Below are 20132 nucleotides of genomic sequence, written 5' to 3' on the forward strand. Positions count from 1 at the left end.
TGAAATCACCGCATTTTTTTGTCAAATCAGAGTTACTATTTTAGTAGCAATTTCAGGAGGCATTAAATTAATCTTTGGCAGCTCTTTAACGGCCACCCATTCTGGTTGATAAACATTATTGCTGCTCGACCGCTCTCTTTCTTCACCACTGATTTTAGGAGCAACAATATATGGAATTTTAGCATAATAGAATTCCTCATACTCTTTTTCTTCATATTTAAAAAAATGCATCAGATCAGTTGATTTTAGGTGAATACTTAACTCTTCATTTATTTCCCTGATTGCAGTATCTATTGGGGTTTCATTCTTCTCTGCACCACCACCAGGTATTACCCAGTAGTTACGACCATTTTTAAATCTGTGGATTAATAAAACAGCCTTATTTTCTTTATTATAAAGTATTACGCGTGCACGCATTTTTATCCTCCTCTTTAAATTCAGAACAGAAATTAAAGTGCTTTTTATTATACACTTTATAATTCACAACTAAAAACAGTCTATTGCCATCTTTACAACAGACTGTTTTAGACTAATCTTTAATTGTAACTAAAGTATATTTTCTTTTACCTTTACGAATAATGACATATTTGCCGTCAAAAGCCTTAGAAGGTTCAACTTCAAAGTCGACTGACTGCTGGCGGTCACCATTCACATAAATTGCTCCGTTGGTAACATCTTCTCGAGCCTGGCGCTTAGAAGGTTCGATTTTGGTGTCAACCAAGAAGTCTACAATATTTTTGTTCTGAGATGTTGATTCGGCTGCAGGTGCACTCTTTAAGCCCTGCTTAATCTGCTTAACTGACAGATTTTTAATATCTCCGGAAAACAAAGCATCTGTAATCATTTCTGCTTCTTTTAAGCCTGCTTCTCCGTGAACGAATTTTGTTACTTCTCTAGCTAATGTTTTTTGCGCTGTCCGCTTCCACGGTTCAGCTTTTACTTGCTCCGCCAGATCATCAATTTCTTCATGACTAAGGAAAGTAAAGTACTTCAAGTACTTAACAACGTCACGATCATCCTGATTGATCCAGAATTGGTAAAATTCATAAGGACTGGTCTTTTCTGGGTCAAGCCAAACCGCTCCACCAGCAGATTTACCAAATTTAGTGCCATCGGCTTTTAGCATTAATGGAATAGTCAAACCAAAGGCCTGTCTGTCTGAACCCATCAACTTGTGAATTAGGTCAATTCCTGCTGTAATATTGCCCCATTGGTCACTACCACCAATTTGCATTTGAACACCATAATTTTTATTTAACTGGTAGAAATCAATGGCCTGTAAAATCTGGTAAGAAAACTCGGTAAATGAAATACCATTTTCCAAGCGGCTGGCAACTACGTCTTTATTGATCATATTATTAACTTGGAAGTGCTTGCCGTATTCACGCAAGAATTCAATTAAACTTAATTTATCAAGCCACTCTGCGTTGTTAACAATTTGAAAGTTATCAGTGCCAAACAATTTTTCCATTTGCTTAGTCAGAGCAAGTTCATTTTCGTGTAATTTTTCTGCACTAAGGAGCACTCTCTCTGACTTACGTCCAGAGGGGTCACCAATTGTTCCTGTGCCGCCACCTATAACGATCACAGGGTGATATCCAGCCAGCTGAAATCTTTTTAAAATCATGAAGGGAATAAGATGACCGATATGCAGTGAATCACCAGTGGGATCAGTGCCGCAATAAAGGGCTAAGTCATCGTGGTCTTGTAAATATTTGGTCAGTCCTGCTTCATCAGTCTGCTGGTTAATCGCTCCACGCCATTTTAAGTCTGCTAAAATATCAAAGTTTGCCATCTTTTTTCCTCCAATAAAAAATCCCTAGATTCTTAAACGAATCTAGGGACGACTAAATACTTTTTCAGCCGTGGTACCACCCACGTTCGCACTTCAATGACAAGTGCCTTAATTATGGTCTTTATGGGAACCACCCAACTTGTATTTCGCTACGCTTGACCTGTCTAGCTCACACTAACCGCTAGTTCTCTGAACGCTGAATCAAGCTGCTACTTAAATTTGTTATAAATGATAATACTCATTTTTTCTTAATAAGTCAATATAATTTTATTACTTATAAAAGCCTTTAATCTTAAGACCATAGGCCTTCCCAGCTGTCATGTCATATTGAATAGCCTCATAATCGGCTAAAACTTCCTGCTGCTTCTTGGTCAAGTATTTCGGTTCTATTACTTGTCCTTGTCGACCAATTAACTCGAAGCCTTTATCACCTTTAAAGTTAATGGTAATAGCTGGTAATTTCTTATGAACTTCTGTTAACAGAGCCTGGTAAGGTGTCACTTTAGAATCAGTCTGTTCAAGCATCATAGCGATAAAGTCGCTGGAACTGACAAAATTATTTGCTTTACGCGGCAGTCTCTTTTTAGCACCATGTTGACGGGCATATTTATTTGAATAGATAAAGTAGCGCGTTGAGTGCATTTGTACCGGATATTTAGCAGTATAACTTTGAGAAAGGATACTTGGATAGTGATCACCGTAAAAGACCAAAGTAATTGGCTTTTTAATTTTATCAATCTGCTCGATAAACTGCTTGACTGCCTTGTCTGTATATTGCGTACCCTTTACGTAGGTAGCCATTTGATCACGTACTGCTGGAGATTTGAATAATTCTCCAGAAATCTTGCCCATATATTCGTTATTTGGATACCAATTATTATATGGCATGTGATTTTGAATTGAAATCAAGTTGATAAACTGTCCGCCATCGCGGGAATTGATTTCTTTTAGACCATTAGCATAGGTAGTAAAGTCAGAGTTATAACCACTCTTACCCAATTTCTTCTGGTCAATAACCTTATATTTCGAACCAACATAGATAAACTTATCAAATTTAAACCTATGATAATCTTCCTGTCTTGAGTAATAAGTACCAATAAATGGGTGGACAGCAGATTTATAATCGAAGTTCATCCCTATTGTTGGGTAAAAATCATAGTTTGGAACCACTTGAACATATGGGGTCAAGGTGGATTTAAACATTCCCATGTTTAAACCAGTTAAAGTTTCCCATTCCATGTTGGCGGTTCCACCACCATAACCAGCACTGAGCATGTTGCCGTATGTTGAACGTGACTTCATTGACTGAATAAACTTAACTGGATTTGGAACATCACGGTCAAGCCTAAATGTAGGGAAAGTGCTTGGATCAACAAAACTTTCACTCAAATTAAAGACAATAGTTTGATCTTTAAGAGTATTTTTGCGTTTCTTATTTATCCTAGCAGCAACTTTTTCATATTTATTATTTAACTGCTTGATACTTGTTTCTGAATATCCCTCAGGCTGATCCATAATTTGCAAATCAATATAATTCAAGAAATTAAGTACAGGACCATTTACCTGAATATCACGTTCGGGATTACGGAACCTTTGTTTATTATCAAAACCGCGATTGATATGATAGATAACTCCGCCGTCATGGTTAAAACGCAATGGTGTTACAAATAATAATAAGCTTAAAAGTGCCCAAATACCACGTCTCTTCCATGATCCACGCTTTTTAACAGGGAATTTTATCTCTAAGAAAATGTCAAGAGCAATAACTACAACGAGTGCAACTAAAATCACAATGACAGTAGTCTTACCGATCATTGGTATTAATGTTTTCCAATTAACAATTTCACTAAGTTCAGTTGGATAAATTGGCTCTCCACGTAAAATCAGCTTAATCTTATTAGCAACAGCCCAGCCGATCGCAATCAAACTGACTAAAATGTTTGAAGTCCAGTATCGTGTAGTTACAAAATAAAAGACGGAGAACAACGCATCAAGAAAGATAGTTGTCAAAATCATGGCAAAGAATTTAGTGCCTAGAAGATAAACTATCGCATTAATTGTAGAAGCTGTACTTATTTGAATTCGTAAATTATCAGATTCAATTAGGAAAGAACCAAAACTTAGAATGTAGAACCAGGCCCAAGTAAGCAAATTTACTCTATTAGTAACTATAAACTTGGTAAAGATTGCCCATACTTTTTCACATATCTTAGCTAAATTAGGTTCGTTATCTAAATAATTAATTATTTTTGCGAACGGATTGATTTGGAACAAATAGCGGTCAAGTAACTGATACCAAACAATCACAATTAATAGCATAATAACAAGCATAATCAACTTGTTAACTATTGAGGAGTCAGTGAACTGAAATGCTCTCATAAACCTCGGAGAAATGGGTGCATCCATGATCATGATTACCGGGATAAAATAGCGCATTTGCTTTTTATTAAAAGTCATAATAACTTTTTTGAATAATAAGAAAACCGCTACTACCAGTAAAAACATGAACGGAGATGAAGGATTGTTTAAGAACTCCCTGTTCCAGTCACCACCCCCGTTGCCAGAAATAATTTGTGACCAGTAAACAGCATCGAACCCAGAAACACCGATTATCACAATGAAGAAAGAAAGAAAACCGCTAATTAAAGATAAAGTTAACAATTTTTTGCCAATGTGGATATTAGCTAAAAACATGCCCCAGGCAAAAAATAAAACCAAGTAAAGACCATATAGCGAATATTGAAATGACAGGTTGCCGGCACTTAGGGCAAAGCCGAGTAGAGTTAATAAACTCAAAACCAGAAGGTTTTGCTTAATTGTCAATTTATGCAAAAAGTCATACAAATGTGGTTGAATCAACAAACAGAAAATCAAACCAGAAAACAAAACAGATGTACTGGTAATGATCGGAAACAACATGCCCCATACACGCCACATATTAAAGCGGGCAGGAACTATAAAGAAAAATAAAATGTAATAGACAATCAAAGTCACGCTGGCTAACAACCAGTATTTAAAACTTTCGCTAACACTTTGTTTTTTCTTACTATAAACAGCACCAAATATCATGGGAATAAGCATTAAAGTCGCATTATGCAACATATTTGGCATAAAACGGACAAATGAAAAATGTGCTCTGGCAGCAATTCCCTTCAAGTTGAACATTTGGATCAGCATGAACAGAGTTGCTACCAGAAGACAGATTATCTGGATGGCTTTTAAAGATTTTTTATTTTTATTCATATTTCTAGTTATTTTCCTCACTAAAAATGATGCTATTAATTATCACGCTTAATACCCAATTTTTTCTTAATTGAGTATAAAACATCAACCTTTTTTCCTTTTCCGGCAAAAAAGTCACGAAGATCATATCTAAATTTATAGACCATAACCAACGTCATAATCAATAATACGATTCCGGCTTCCTTAGTTGTTAAAAATTCATATAAACTGAACAATATTATAAAAATTATTGGTGGAACCGTCAAATTTTGTAAAATTATCAACAGGAAAAAAGCAATTAACAATGTAACTGCAGCTACTGGTGTATCATATAGTGCTGCTACTATCACAGCGACCGTTACACCTTTACCACCATGGAAATGTTCCCAAAAAGGAAAACAGTGGCCTAGCATTAATCCCAAGCCTGCATATAACAAAGCAATACTGTCTGAGAAAAAACAGTGTACTATTAAAAGACAAATAAGAGTTTTTAGTATATCGCCAATACAAGTTAATATACCCCATTTTTTCCCAAACACGGCTCCGACATTTGCAGTTCCCGGATTACCTGATCCCACCTTTGTAGGATCTTTATGCAAAGCAAAACGACAAATCAACACGGCAGTGAGTAGACAACCAAACCCATATCCAATAATGATTGACCACAAGCGCATTATCAATAGTCACCTTCTTCTTGGTAACTTTGATCTTGATAATCTTCATATATGTGATATTCTTGGCTATCAGGGTTTTTAAAACTGAAGCCATCAATTTTATTGCGCTTATTCTGATAAGTTTCATTATTATTTACAGGCGCTTCGGGTAAACCAAGTTCTGCTCGCAGGTAATTTGATACTCGTTGTAATTCTTTAGTAGATTGCACCTGATAAGAAGAACCATCTATTGTAGCATTGTGTCCATGAAGATAATCATTTTTTACGTTTTTAGTAGAATCACGATAATTGAAGGCAATCTGACGCAATGCATCAAAGGGTAAATTGGTTTTAAGATTTCCAGAAACTGACGATAATACTGAATCCAAGCGAGTTAAAGTATTAATTGAAACTGCCTTCTTTATAATAGTAGTAATCACTTGGCGCTGACGCTTTTGACGACCATAATCACCTTCTGGATCATCATAGCGCATTCGTGAATATGCCAAAGCACCACCGCCACCCATGTGGGTCAGCTGATTTTTCTTAAAAATATAACCACCATACTCAAAGCTCAGAGTAGGTCTGATATTAATACCGCCAACATAGCGGATGAGACGCATAATGCCCTTCATATTTACCAAAACATAATATTTAATTGGTACATTTATTAATTTGGACACGCTCGCCATCGACATGGCAGCCCCACCAACAGGATAAGCGGCATTTATTTTTTCAACCTGAAACTGGTCAGCACCAACCATTTGAGCCATAGTGTCTCGTGGAACTGACATTAAAGTGTAGCGTTTCTTTTGAGGATTAACAACGGCAATAATAATGGTGTCAGTGTTGCCTTTCTTCTCTTTACGGTCAAGCGCTCCAGTATCGCTGCCCATTAACAACACCGCAAATTTTTTCTTACCGTTGAACTCACCATTTTTAATCTGTACGCCGTTTTTAGCGTCATACGCATCGTCAACTGTATCTTTTGTACGAAAATAAATATATGCTGAATACACGCAGACCGCCAAGACTAAAAGTGCTATAAGACATGATAACCACGCCAAAATACGTCTTTTTTTATGGTAATCTTTTGCATGTAATTCAACTCGACTTTTATTCGGATGATTATCGTTGTGATCCATAACTTTTTATTTACCCAAATTTTAATTACAATGAGTACATTATAGCAAAAAAAACAAGCCATTGCCGGTTTGTCTATTTTATCTTATTAAAATCGTTAATTATTTAACTCAAGGCTAGGCTTAATCTCAGATCCTCATCACTGTCACTAGCCAGTGTAGCTGCATCATAAGCAACACTAATCTGATTGCTTTCAGCTGTTAATGTAAAATTAGGAGATGCTATGGTCAAATTAGTTTTATCTTTATTTAATACGATTTCGTTAGCATTAGTATTTACTTTCCATCCTGAAAAAACTGGTATCACGAATTTCAGCGAAAACGGCATATCTTTATGAGAATTATTTTTCAGGTAAAATTTAATATCAATTCCACTTCCCTCTAGTGCGTACGTTAATATTGCTTCAAAGTGGAACGGAAACTTTTTATAACTAGAATTGTCGTCAATCAAAGCCAAACTAACACGCGAATCCCCCTTGTCTACAACTGTCCAAGGCAGAATATCTGCTAGATTTTCCTTCTGTTCGGCTCCTCTAAAAATAACTTCTAATGCTTTTTGCGTAGCAACATCTTTAAAATAATCAATTTGACTATTTTGGGCAACAAAGTTAACCACTTTAGCTCCCTTTTCAGAAACAGCAACACGCAAAACAGAACTTTCAATTGTTTGCATAATTTACTCCCAAACTTTTTCTCTTTCAAAAATAGCACTCAAATAGTGCTATTGTCAATTTGAGCTCAAAATACAAGATTTTTTGCAATGCCTTCTTTTTATTCAATCAAATTATTGAAGAAAAATTATACTTAAATTTTCAAAAAATGATATAATACTGCGCTTTTCAGATAACATTTTAATCTAAAGGTTATTTTAAAGCATTTTTACTAAAAGAAACTAAATTTATTAGCAAAATTTACTTAGATATATTATAATTAACTTGTTCCCGAAGATTATAAAAAAGTTTTTGGAACAAGTTAATAAAAAGGGCATCCCAATTGATTGGGATGCTTTTTTTGTATATTATATTTCATAATTAATGCGATCACGCGAAGCTTCGGTAAGGTCTGCAGAAACAGGTGCAACAAATGAGCCATCATCTGGTAATTCAATATCACTAAGCTTGCTGGCCTTGGGCAATACTGACTTATTATAAAGACGACTGGCAAGGGTGTCAGCGGCCATTTTCATTGACTCGCGCAAACCTTGACCTTCAGTTATTCCACCTTTAACATCAGGGAAACTAATTACATAAATATCATTTTCCAGTGGCTTAAAAACAGCTGGATACGTCACAACTTTATGGTTCATCCTAGACCTCCTCATTTTGCTCTTTACTTCTACCATAATATACCCAAATTGCCCAAAAGAAGAAATAATTATTAAAAAATTATTTTTTAAAATAAAAAAGAGTTGATTTTTATGTCTAAATTATCTAAACAAGATAAAGCTGAAATCTATCATCTTTGGCACGATTATCAAATCAGCCCTGCTGAGCTAAGTCAGCGTTATCGGGTTGGCAAGACTAATATTAATTACTTGTTAGCTTTAATTGGCCGTCACGGTCTAGCTATTTTAGATCAGCCTTTCACTGCTTATACAAGTAATTTTAAGGAGCAGGCCCTTAGGCGAATCATAGTTGAACATGAGCCTGCCCGTCGAGTATCTATTGACTTGGGCTTAAAAAGTAGTGGCATGTTGTACAACTGGCTGCGCGAATACCGTAAAAATGGGTATAATATCGTTAACAAGCAGAGAGGACGACCGCCCCATGACCAAAAGAGAACAGCTGATCAAACAGGAAAATCATCGGCTCAAGCAAGAGAACGAACGCTTACGCCAGCAGAACTTGAAGCTGAAAATCGAGAACGAATTCGTAAAAAAATTGAGCGCCTTAGTCGACCAGCGGGCCAAGAACCGCAAGCCGCGGAAATAGCCCAGGCAGTTACCCAACTAAGGCGCGAGCTTAAAGTCAGCGTAACTTTTATTCTTGATGCCATTAATGCCAATCCCAATCTGCCCCATCTATCCCGCAGCAATTACTACTACACTTTAAAGAAGAAGGACAAAGAGCGGGACAATCGAGAAATAATGGCTGAAATCAAAGCTATCTATGAAGAACACAAGCACCGCTATGGCTATCGCCGCATTACTGCAGAGCTTAGGCGTCGCGGTTTATTAGTCAATCATAAAAAGGTGCAGCGCTTAATGAACAAGCTGAAATTGTTTGGCATAGTCAGTAAACGTTGGCACAAATACAGCAGCTATCGCGGCACTCAGGGTCCGATTAAGCCTGACCTGATTAAACGCAGCTTCAGTGCGGTTTATCCCAATCACAAATGGTATTCAGATATAACTGAATTTAAGCTCAAGGGGCAAAAGACCTATTTATCACCGATCATTGATGGCTGCACCCAAGAGATTGTTTCCTATACTATTTCCCGCAGTCCTAATCTTAAGCAGACCATGGATATGTTAAGAAAGGCCTGGGACAAGCATCCGGCACTGAATGGCTTGATCTTCCACACTGATCAAGGCTGGCAATACCAAAATGGTCAGTTTCAAGCGTGGCTCAAAAATCATGGCATTAGCCAGTCAATGTCACGCAAGGGCAATTCGCTTGATGATGGGTTAATGGAAGGCTTCTTCGGGATACTCAAGCGAGAAATGTTTTATGGCTTTGAAAAGCAGTTTAAGAATCTCACTGAACTGGAAGATGCAATCAGAGACTACATTGAGTATTACAATCAGAAAAGAATCAAGATCAAACTAAAAGGACTAACTCCGATTGAATATCGGAAGCTAGTCCTCAGTTAGCAGCTAATATAAAGTGTCCTAAATTTGGGGGTCATATCAAATTTTCAACACTTTTTTATATTTAATTATTTATTATTTTTAAATAGTCTCCACCCACTCAGAAGAACAGTAATCATACAAATTATCATTGAAATAATAAAAACCACATGCATGCCATAAATAAAAATTTCAGGTTGTTTGGGTAGATAAGCGGTAACTCTTGCTCCCTTTGCTTTGCTCATCGCAGCAAACAATACAGTAGTAGCACTTGATATACCAATGACCATTCCAAGATTTCGAGAAAGTGAATTAATACTGCCTGCAATGCCTAAATCTTTTTGCTCGACTGAGCTCATAACTAAAGAATTATTTGGAGAACTGAATATGCCACTGCCTAACCCCATAATTGCGATACTAATTATGAATAACCACATAGATGAATCTAAACTGCATAATGTATAACCAATCTGACTGATCAGCAATAACACCAGACCAATAAAAGTAATCAATTTAGGACCGATTTTATCAGATATAGAACCAGCAACTGGGGCAGCAAAAAGTTGAACTACTGGTAGTATCATTAAAATTAAACCGGTTTTCCCTGGTAACAAGTGACGGGCATTTTCCAAATAAAAGGGAGTGACCACATTAAAGAAAAAGTTAGTTATAAAAATTAATAATGCACAAAGCAGACTAACTGAAAAATCTGGATTTTTAAATAATTTAAATTGCAATAATGGATTTACTACATGATTTTCAACGTAAACAAACCCGATAAAACTGACCAGACCCACTAGCAACATAAGTAAAACGGGTAAAGAACTAAAGCCAAGCTGCTGCCCTAAAAAGATACCGCCAAATAATGTAATCATACCTAAAGCAAAGCTGAAAGAGCCGGCTTTATCTAGAGCAGATTTAGTAAAAGTAATATCCTTGGGCAAAAATATAGCCCCAATCATTGCAGCTATTAGGCCGACAGGAACATTTAGCCAAAAAATATAAGACCATGAAAGGTGACTTAAAATTAAGCCACCAAGTCCAGGACCGGCAATGGAACCCAGAGCAACAAAAGAGCCGATTGTACCTAATGCCTTTCCTCTTTCAGTAGCCGGAAAAATTTCAGTAATGATTCCATTATTAGTAGCCATGGTCATGGCAGCACCAAAAGCCTGCAGTGCCCTGGCCAGCAATAAAAATATTAAATTAATTCTAATTCCTGATAAAAGCGAACCGGCAATAAAGAATATGGCTCCTAAGCGAAAAACCTTTATTTTGCCGTATGTGTCACTTAATTTGCCAAAAAATAAAATAAAGCTGCAGACTACAATCAAATATAGTGAAACTACCCATTCAGATTGACTCATCGGAATATGTAAGTCCTTACTGATCACTGGCAAAGCAATATTAACAATCGTACCGTCTAGGGTTGACATAAATGTAAACAGCCCCACAGCAACTAATATCCACCAGCGATTTTTTTGTACCTTTTGATTAGATTGATAGCTTAATGTTTGTGCCATTTTAATATACTCTCCATTTCGAAATTAGTTAGGTACCTTAATAGATTGAATTATACACCTTTTTTTCTATCTGCCAAGTATAAAAGCGACCACATATTTATGTAGTCGCTTTTTCTGATTAGCAGGTGAATATTATGTAATTAATCTAAATTGATAAAAGTAATTTACGAACTTCTTGTGGACTATGAGCATTTAACAAATGCTTAACATTATCCGGATTTCTAACTATATCAACTAATTGTTCTAAGGCTCTTTCGTGTTCTCTTTTTTGTCCTGGTGACAAGATAAACATACAAACGATGGTAGCTTTTTGCTGGCGAATTTGGATACTCAGAGGCTTATCCAGTAAAATTAACGATAGTCCTACTTTTTTATTACTATTGCTTGGAGCAGCATGAGCTAAAAAAATGTCATTGGAAATAAGCATATATGGTCCATACTGCTTAATCAACTTAACAATCTTTCCAAAATAATCATTATCTATTATGTTGTTTTTTTCCAGTAATTGACAGCCCATTTTCAAAACTTCCTGCCAATTTAAAGTATTATTATGAATAAATTTAATTCTATCAGCAGGTAATAAATTGCCTAAAGTTGGTAAGCCAAGTTGATTGTTTTCATCAATTGTCGGTGAAATAAACTTATCAAGACTTAACCGCAAACCATTAACGTCTTTTACATCTGCATATTCGTTAATAATTGATAAAAGATTGCTTACTGTACTTTTATTATGTTCAATTTTCTGCGGAACTTTTTGACGGAAAAAATTTTCGATAACACTTTCATCATGTTTAGTTAACACTGCTTTAACTTTGATAACCGGAATTGGAAAAATCTTTTTCGGCAATATAGCAGTACTAATAATTAATTTTGCTTGATATTCATGCTTAAAAATCAGTGGCAAATCTCGAATTTCCAGTGGCAGCGAAAATTTAATTAACGGATACATTTTATTTAGTTCATGATAAAGCATTGCAGATGTACCAATTCCACTTGTGCAAACAACCAGAACTTCAGCCAGTGAAGCCCTTTTTATTTTATCCTTGTTTGATATATCTTGATATCCCTTAGTATTAACTGATCCAAAATAAAGACATATTAGTGCTACTTCTTCACTAGGTAATTTTTTTTGTAAATATTGCTCTAAAGGCGCACAGGCAATTGCAGTAAACTTAACTAGTTCTGGATATTGACGCTTAATTTCATTAACTTCATTAGAAGAAAATGGTATGTCAAATTTAACTCTAAAAAATGTAGCATATAAATGGTTACATAAAACTTTTGTAAACAATTTGTAAGAAATTTTTTGTTCTGTTAATTGCTCATAGCGAAAAATTATTTCCTGAGCTATTTGATCTAAGTCCTGGTATAAAGAATCATTTACACAGTTGACTTCAGTAGCTTGCGAACACAAAACTATTTTACTTAAAAAAACCACTTCACCTTCAGTGATTTTTTTACTTGTAAGAAGGTAGAGCAGATATTTACAGTTAGCTAAAACATTAGTTGTATTGTTAGCTATCCAATTGTAATCAGCTATAGTTTTAACATAACGATCATTTTTAATCCTTGAATAAATAAATACCAAAAGATAAGCCAGTTGTTGAACAGAATTTTCAGAAAAATTCATTTGGAGATTTTGCTGAATATCCTCAACTAGCTCTCTAGATTTAGCTACCGGAAAATTCAAGTGTTCTATATACTTATAAACCAATTTATTATGCTGCATCAATAATTTATAAATTGTGATGCGAATAGCTGATTCATTGCAATTTATTTTATGTCCTAAGTGTGAACTAACAATTTTTAACCTTGGGAAACATTTATTAACTGCTTTAAAATCCTTAATAATTGTATTACGAGAACAATTGAATTTTTGTGCCAATTTGTTAATTGAAAGATATTTATTCTGATCTATCAGCAATAAAACAATTGCAGTACGACGATCTATAGCATCTAAAGGTACTCCTAATTCATGAGTTGACGTTAAGTTACCCATATTTGAACCAGCTATTATACTTTTTTTGGTCTTATCGGTTATTTTATATCCGTATCGAGGCACGTTGATTACTTCATCAAGTTGATTCTGCTTTAGCGTATTATTGATAGTTTTTAACCAATTAAAAGCCGTCCGCCGAGAGATATTAAATGTTTCCAGAATTTCTTTTAAACTCACAAAATCTGGCGCTTGAAGTAAGTATTTAAAAAGTCTGCTGGCTGGTGTCATGGCATAATTACTTGTTGCCATGTTAATCACCCTTTAAATTTAGTAACATAGCAATTCACCGTAAAAAAGTTAAAGTCCTAATTTATCGACTACTTCATTAATAACATTATCAATTCCTACATTAGTTAAAAGTGGTAAACCATTAATAACTGGAATTTTAACAGCGTCATTATCATATTGAGTAGTAGTAATAACTAAATCATATTCAGGGGCTAAAGACTCGACCTGTGCAACTGATGATTGTCCTAAAGAATACTCATCAGTTGAAATGCCGCGATTACTTAATTCCTCTTGTAATTTATTCATAGCAGTGGTACTGGTCACGACCCCCGCACCGCATGCAACTAAAATTTTCTTCATGATTTTTTCTCCTTACCTAAACAATTATTTTTCTTTAGCACTTGCTGCCATCTGATTTTCTTCAGCAATAATCTTTTTCCTGTTCCACCAGCAAAGTCCCACTATCAGAATAATGCCAATTGCATAAGCTGCAATCTTATAAGGAGCAATTTGGACTATCAACCAGGGATATGGGTTGGAACCATAATCAATACTTGAAATCAAAGACGAACCTTTCGGAATAGCAAAATGAGCAGCACGAGCACATTTGGTAATAAGTGGTGCCAAATTAGTACCAATCCACAAACCAATGACGACATTAATGGCACCAATAATAAATGATCTGAAAAAGTCACCGTGAGTAACTGAAACTATTAACGGAAACATAAAAACAAACCCTACTAAACCAATAGTTGGCAGGAATTGGTTTCCAGGTAAAATAAACGCAAACAATAGAGCAACAGGAATCATTAGGGTAGCACAAGCCAAAACTACTGGACTACCGATACCGACAGCAGTATCCATTCCGATATAAATTTTTCTTTTACCTGAAAATTTCTTTTGAGTAAATGCCTGAATGGCGTTTGAAACTGGTACAACTCCTTGTAATAACAAAGCTGCCATTTTTGGTGTAATAATCATCACGGCAGAAAGAGTAACACCCATCAACATGATTTTACCTAGCTTAGTGGCGATAGTCATCCCCGGAATGAAACCATATGCCAAAATTCCAATAATGATACCAATCGCAAAACCTAAAAGCGTTGGTTCACCCCAGGAACCGAATCTTTTATTAAAATCTTTAGCATCCATATGAATTTTATTGACACCAGGGATTTTGTCAATAATCCAGTTGAAAACAATTGCCACCGGCACAAAAGAGCCTGCATAACCATGAGGAATGGAAATTCCCGGTAAACCCAAGTATTTTTCCGAAAGTGGTGCAGTTCTGTCAGCTGTAACCATGATTACGATCATGTTTACACTTGCTAGAAACAAGCTAAGGACAATATCTTTTGTTAAAGCGTAAACTAAAGATCCACTAAATGCGAAATGCCAAAAGTCCCAAATATCAACGTCAATAGTTGACGTGGTTTTTGTAACCAGCATCAAAACGTTTATTGCTATTCCCAAAGGAATCATACTGACTCCAACTGCAGTACCATATGCAATAGCTGAAGCTGAGGGCCAGCCAACATCAATTACCTGCAAATTTAAGTGCATTACCTGAATCATGTTTTTAATTGCAGGATTCATAACATCAGTCAAGATTGAAACTGTCGCATTCAAACCAATAAAGCCAATTCCAACCATTAGGCCACCACGCAATGCTTTGGTAAACGGCACTCGTACACACAAGCCAAAGATTAACATAATAATTGGAATTAGGACTGTTGGTCCCAAGCCAACTATATACATAATGAAATCAATAACAGGTTTCATAAATAACTCCCTCTCTTTATTTTTAAATATGCTTAGAAACAATTTGATAAAGTTCCTGACTATCAGTCAACTTTTGCAAATCACTTAAAAGCTTTTGATTTTGGAATAACGTCATTAACTTTTGCAACATCTTAACCTGACTATGCGGGTCTTTTAATGCCAGCATCACAACAATCTGAACATCCAAGATTTTCTGAGTTTCAGCCATATTATGAAATGGTATTGGATGATCCAAAGTAGCAAAAGCTATTGCTGCTTCATTAACGTACTGCACATCTGTATGAGGAATTGCCACATCAATTTTGCCACTGGGCAAACCTGTCGGATGGATTTTTTCCCTTTGCATAACTGCATTTTCAAAAGTATTTTTAACCTTACCGTTAACTTGCAGCTTATTTGCCAGAAAATGAAGTACTTCATCAGCTGTATTTACTTTGACATGTGCAAAAACTAATTCTGGAAGTAAAAGTTCCATTTATTCACCTCCTTTATTCGGTAATTTTTAATTGTGAGAAAAAGATTTCGCACTAGTCTGACCGTAGTAAGCATTAGCCCCATGTTTCCTGTAATAATGTTTATCAAGCAGGTATTGTGGCAGTTCACAGTTTTTTCTTGTTAGTTGCAAAGTGTGATAATCTTCTTCTGCGACAACTTCTAAAACTTTGGCATTATATACTGCCTTGTCTGGCGTTGACCCCCAGCAGAACGGCCCATGCTGACTAACTAAAGCAGCAGGAGTTGCTAAATAGTCAAGGTTGCGCTCCTTAAAAGTGCGGACAATTGTCTTACCTGTATTGCACTCGTAGTCTGCTGCAATTTCTTCTTTGTTCAGTGCATCAGCTGCAGGAACATCAGTGTAGAATGTATCGGCATGCGTAGTATTGAGTGCCGGAATATCCATTTTTGCTGCCGCAAAAGCTACTGCCCACGGAGAATGAGTATGAACAATGCCGCCAATTTTGGGAAAGTGGTTGTATAAATATGTATGAGTTGGAGTGTCACTTGATGGATTCAGCTTGCCTTCAACTACCTTACCGGCTAAATCGACTACTACCATATCCGCAGGTGTTAATTTGTCGTATTCAACTCCCGAAGGTTTAATTACAAACAATCCCTGCTCACGGTCAATGCCAGAAACATTGCCCCAAGTAAAGGTAACCAAACCCAATTGGGGTAACTGCATATTGGCCTCATAAACTTCTTTTTTTAATTGTTCCAGCATTATTTAGCCTCTTTCTAGATGTAATCGTTCTCAACCAATATTCAAGCACGACAACTGAATAAGCAAAAGTCAAGATTAACTATTATTTCTGGTGCAATCAGTTAACTAGAGATTTTGACAACAAAAAAGCACATCTTTTAGAATGTGCTTTTTACTTTTGATTTAGCTTTTCTTTTTCTAAATAAAATATTGTTACCTTTAAGCAAAAACGCAGTACAAAAATATTAATTACATTTTTAAATGAGGCAGCTATTTATATTAATGATAAGTCCAACAAAAGCAATAATTTGTAATATCATTATCAAAAGGCTAATTGTTTATTTTTTAACTTTACTTCTTCTTTTTGGTAAACAAAGCGATTTGTATTAAAATTAAACTATCATAGACGCGAAAGAAGCACGAAACATGAGGATTAATAATTTTTAATTTTTTTGAGAAATACCACTTAATAAATTTATTTACAGAAAGAGAATTAAATGATTGAAAATACTCCACGTAAAACAAAAGCATTTATTGCTGGAGCCAATTTAAATGATCCTAATTTTGACTACTACATGAGTGAACTGGCTAACCTTACAGAAGCTGCAAACATGGAGGTTGTAGGACAAGCTCGACAAAATGAGGAACATATAATAGCTGGCACTTATTTTGGCTTAGGAAAAATCAATGAAATTAAGGATATGGCACATGGTTTAAAAGCAAAAGTTCTAGTACTTAATGATGAATTGACGCCGGTTCAAATTCGGAACTTAGAGAAATTAACTAAATTACGAGTAATTGATCGTACCGAATTAATTTTAGAAATATTTTCAAGTAGAGCACGCACTAAGCAAGCAAAACTGCAGGTTCAACTGGCACGCTTGCAGTATGAATTGCCACGTTTGCACCCATCAGAAAATACCTTAGACCAGCAACGCGGTAATGGTGGCTCAACTGGCGGCGGCTTTGCCAACCGTGGTGCTGGTGAATCCAAACTGGAATTGAACCGGCGCACTATTGGTAAACAAATTTCTATTATAAAAAGGGAATTGCAAGCAATTGATAAGCAGGAACAAATCAAAGCCAAAAGGCGTAATCAAAACCATATTCCAAAAGTAGCACTTGTTGGTTATACCAATGCCGGCAAATCAACCACCATGAATGGACTGCTAAAAGAATTTTCCAAACATAGCGATAAACAAGTTTTTGTGAAAAATATGTTATTTGCCACATTAGATACAAACGTACGCAGAATAGACTTAGAAAATAATTTTAGTTTTATTCTTTCAGACACAGTTGGTTTTATTTCTAAATTACCTCATAATTTGATTGAATCTTTTAAAGCTACTTTGCAAGAAGTTAAAGATGCCGACTTATTAATAAACGTTGTTGATGCTTCAGATCCTAATATGATTCAAATGATTCGCACTACACAAAATGTGCTTAATGAAATTGGTGTCAAAAACACTCCAATAATAACTGCCTATAACAAGGCTGACAAGTCGGAACGCAATTATCCCCAAATTGAAGGCAGCGGCATTTTATATTCTGCAGTTGACACTAAATCTATTGAAACCCTCGCTGATTTAATAACAAAACGAATTTTTACCAATTATAAAAAAATCAATTTGTTATTGCCTTTATCCGCAGGAAAGATTTTATCCTATTTACATGAAAATGCCCAAGTATTAACAGAGACATATCAAAATGATGGTGTTCATATTGCTGTGAGGCTCTCACCTAGAGAACAAGCACATTTTGCCAGTTATATTGTCTAAACTAAAATAAATGATAGAAAACTAACACTAATAAAAAAGATTCTCACTTCGATATGAGAATCTTTTATTTTAATATAAATTGATTTTCGAAAATCATATTGAAATCAATTTAATCATAAACTTTGCTTGTAAATTAGAGAAGAACACGTTTTGCTACACAAGGATAAAAATATGAGCTGATTGTTTGTAATACAACGCCTTGTTCCGGTGTTGCGGCACTGACGTACTGATTATTTCCAACATAAATGCCAACATGATAAGGCGCCTCTGTCGAACCCCAATATAATAAATCTCCGGGTTGTAATTGATTCATTGACACCGTTTGCCCAACCTTCACTTGATCAGTCGTTACACGAGGTAATTTCACACCACCAACTTGATTATAAACATATTGCACCAGACCAGAGCAATCATAGCTATCTGGTCCATTGCCACCCCAGACATAACTTTTGCCTAATTGACTTTCAGCTAAATTGACTACAGCCTGTGCACGTCTTGAAGTATCGCTTGAAGAATTATTAGAAACAGTTTTATTACCTAAATTAATTGGATTTACGGTAGTTTTATTACTCTTCTTTTTAATAACATTATTTAAACTAGGAACCACTACTTTTTGTTTTTGAACCTTTTGCTTTTTTGGTACTTTTAATGCCTTTTTAGGCTTTATTTTTTTATCTTTCTTTTTTGTGGCAACAGATTTTACTTGTTCACGAGCAGTTTTAGCATCAGATTTTTCTTCTAGATCTTCAGTATAGCGAGCTTCAATCCACTCACTGTCACCAATCATATACCATAGCTTACCTTTGCGGTCCACTGCAGTTTTAGCAACATTCCACTTACTTTTATTTTTAGCACGAAAACTTATTAGTTGTCCCCCCTCAAAATTAGTCCATATCTTGACATCTTTATTTGGTAAACAACTAATTTGAATCCTCTTGACTGGGACTTTTAATGTAGCAGCATCCACAGCTTTCTGCGGTGAAGCCACACCAATTCCGGTTAGAGTCAATGCCGCAGCAAGACCCATTTTCCAAAAATTACGCTTCATCAAATCAGTTCTCCTTCAATAGCTTAATGTGATCAAAAATTAGTATTCAATTTTATTTTAAACGCTTCAGATTTTTAATCAAGTTACACCAATCAATTAGCAATAAAAAAACACTTAGAAGATTTTCTAAGTGTTTTAAATTTCAAACTTATTCTTATTCAAGAACACGTTTTGCAACTGATGGATAGAAATATGAACTTAAATTTTCTTTTACAACCCCTTGAGCCGGAGTAGCAGCATGTACATATTGATTGTCACCAACATAGATACCCACATGATATGGAGCTGTTGATGAACCCCAAAATAGAAGGTCACCGGGCTTTAAATTTTGCATTGAAACTTTCTTGCCCTGCTTAACTTGTGAATAAGTTGTACGGCTTAAGTTTACCCCAGTAGCTTTGCTGTAAACATATTGAGCTAAACCAGAGCAATCAAAACCTTGCGGTCCGTTTCCGCCCCATGCATAAGATTTACCAACCTCGGCTTTTGCCAAATCAACAACTTTTTCAGCTTGTTTTACACTTTTCTTCTTGACAGTTCTGGCTTGAACTTTTGCTATTTTGACTCCCGGCTTGACAGTATATCGAGCTTGAATCCATTGTTTTTCACCAATTTGATACCAAGTATTTCCCTTTTTATCAATTGCACTGCTTAAAATGCTCACTGTTTTACCGTGCTTAATTCTTTTACCAGTAAAAGTAGGATTTTCATAATTATCCCACACATTAATGCCGTATCCAGGAACATAATTGATTTTTAACTTGTTTGTAGAAGCCTTAACATTAGTAGCCACAGAGTTGGTATTTACTGCATTTGCAATGCCAAATCCAGTAACAGTCAAAGCTGCAGCAGTAGTAAATTTAACTAAATTACTTTTAACTTTCAAAATCAAAATCCCCCCGTATTCACATCAAATTTTTAAAAATTAAGTTCTATTTCTATGTTACAAAATCAATTTTACTCGCATATTGTT

17 protein-coding genes are annotated in these 20132 nt (G+C 35.5%); 2 read left to right on the plus strand and 15 right to left on the minus strand.

Features of this window, described 5'->3' with window-relative positions:
* Positions 1 to 21 precede the first annotated feature (21 nt).
* From DKL58_RS07895 to DKL58_RS07925, 7 genes are all read right to left on the minus strand, one after another.
* Entirely contained in the window at positions 22 to 417 is a 396-nt protein-coding gene (locus tag DKL58_RS07895; protein ID WP_109586720.1) for an NUDIX domain-containing protein, read from the minus strand.
* A gap of 112 nt (positions 418 to 529) precedes the next feature.
* Positions 530 to 1795, minus strand: coding sequence for a tyrosine--tRNA ligase (gene tyrS, locus DKL58_RS07900; RefSeq protein WP_045928594.1), 1266 nt, complete (start codon positions 1793 to 1795; stop codon positions 530 to 532).
* Positions 1796 to 2065: 270 nt separating this feature from the next.
* Positions 2066 to 5038: an LTA synthase family protein gene (locus DKL58_RS07905; protein ID WP_109586721.1), complete on the minus strand. Its 2973-nt coding sequence runs from the start codon at positions 5036 to 5038 to the stop codon at positions 2066 to 2068.
* 35 nt (positions 5039 to 5073) lie between these two features.
* Complete coding sequence (locus DKL58_RS07910) at positions 5074 to 5694, minus strand: glycerol-3-phosphate acyltransferase (RefSeq protein WP_109587026.1); 621 nt, start codon at positions 5692 to 5694, stop codon at positions 5074 to 5076.
* The gene (locus DKL58_RS07915) at positions 5694 to 6815 is read right to left on the minus strand and encodes an LCP family glycopolymer transferase (protein ID WP_109586722.1); all 1122 of its coding nucleotides are present in this window, start codon (positions 6813 to 6815) and stop codon (positions 5694 to 5696) included. Before DKL58_RS07915 ends, DKL58_RS07910 begins: the two co-directional genes overlap by 1 nt.
* Positions 6816 to 6918: 103 nt before the next feature.
* On the minus strand, positions 6919 to 7485 hold the full coding sequence (locus DKL58_RS07920; RefSeq protein WP_109586723.1) for an aldose epimerase family protein: 567 nt from the start codon (positions 7483 to 7485) through the stop codon (positions 6919 to 6921).
* Between the two features lie 345 nt (positions 7486 to 7830).
* Positions 7831 to 8118: a type II toxin-antitoxin system HicB family antitoxin gene (locus DKL58_RS07925; RefSeq protein ID WP_045928599.1), complete on the minus strand. Its 288-nt coding sequence runs from the start codon at positions 8116 to 8118 to the stop codon at positions 7831 to 7833.
* A 111-nt stretch (positions 8119 to 8229) separates the two neighbouring features.
* On the opposite strand from DKL58_RS07925, the gene DKL58_RS07930 reads away from it, so the two are divergent.
* On the plus strand, positions 8230 to 9624 hold the full coding sequence (locus DKL58_RS07930; RefSeq protein WP_338034148.1) for an IS3 family transposase: 1395 nt from the start codon (positions 8230 to 8232) through the stop codon (positions 9622 to 9624).
* Positions 9625 to 9689: 65 nt separating this feature from the next.
* On the opposite strand, the gene DKL58_RS07935 is transcribed toward DKL58_RS07930, so the two are convergent.
* From DKL58_RS07935 to DKL58_RS07960, 6 genes are all read right to left on the minus strand, one after another.
* Positions 9690 to 11123: an MFS transporter gene (locus DKL58_RS07935; RefSeq protein ID WP_109586724.1), complete on the minus strand. Its 1434-nt coding sequence runs from the start codon at positions 11121 to 11123 to the stop codon at positions 9690 to 9692.
* Between the two features lie 145 nt (positions 11124 to 11268).
* Positions 11269 to 13371 (minus strand): BglG family transcription antiterminator, encoded by a 2103-nt coding sequence (locus DKL58_RS07940; RefSeq protein WP_109586725.1) that lies wholly within the window; start codon positions 13369 to 13371, stop codon positions 11269 to 11271.
* A 48-nt stretch (positions 13372 to 13419) separates the two neighbouring features.
* On the minus strand, positions 13420 to 13710 hold the full coding sequence (locus tag DKL58_RS07945) for a PTS sugar transporter subunit IIB (protein WP_109586726.1): 291 nt from the start codon (positions 13708 to 13710) through the stop codon (positions 13420 to 13422).
* 24 nt (positions 13711 to 13734) lie between these two features.
* A complete protein-coding gene (locus DKL58_RS07950) occupies positions 13735 to 15132 on the minus strand; it encodes a PTS galactitol transporter subunit IIC (RefSeq protein WP_109586727.1) in 1398 nt (465 codons plus the stop codon).
* 22 nt (positions 15133 to 15154) lie between these two features.
* The gene (locus DKL58_RS07955; protein ID WP_109586728.1) at positions 15155 to 15607 is read right to left on the minus strand and encodes a PTS sugar transporter subunit IIA; all 453 of its coding nucleotides are present in this window, start codon (positions 15605 to 15607) and stop codon (positions 15155 to 15157) included.
* Between the two features lie 27 nt (positions 15608 to 15634).
* Complete coding sequence (locus DKL58_RS07960; protein WP_109586729.1) at positions 15635 to 16354, minus strand: L-ribulose-5-phosphate 4-epimerase; 720 nt, start codon at positions 16352 to 16354, stop codon at positions 15635 to 15637.
* A gap of 476 nt (positions 16355 to 16830) precedes the next feature.
* Between DKL58_RS07960 and hflX the strand changes: the two genes are divergently transcribed.
* A complete protein-coding gene (gene hflX, locus DKL58_RS07965) occupies positions 16831 to 18111 on the plus strand; it encodes a GTPase HflX (RefSeq protein WP_109586730.1) in 1281 nt (426 codons plus the stop codon).
* Positions 18112 to 18244: 133 nt separating this feature from the next.
* On the opposite strand, the gene DKL58_RS07970 is transcribed toward hflX, so the two are convergent.
* Both DKL58_RS07970 and DKL58_RS07975 read right to left on the minus strand, forming a co-directional pair.
* Positions 18245 to 19159: a C40 family peptidase gene (locus DKL58_RS07970; RefSeq protein ID WP_109586731.1), complete on the minus strand. Its 915-nt coding sequence runs from the start codon at positions 19157 to 19159 to the stop codon at positions 18245 to 18247.
* 154 nt (positions 19160 to 19313) lie between these two features.
* Complete coding sequence (locus DKL58_RS07975) at positions 19314 to 20045, minus strand: C40 family peptidase (protein ID WP_109586732.1); 732 nt, start codon at positions 20043 to 20045, stop codon at positions 19314 to 19316.
* Between the last annotated feature and the right edge of the window lie 87 nt (positions 20046 to 20132).

Origin of the sequence: Lactobacillus kullabergensis (assembly GCF_003151025.1) — a bacterium.
In the GTDB taxonomy this organism is placed as follows: domain Bacteria; phylum Bacillota; class Bacilli; order Lactobacillales; family Lactobacillaceae; genus Lactobacillus; species Lactobacillus kullabergensis.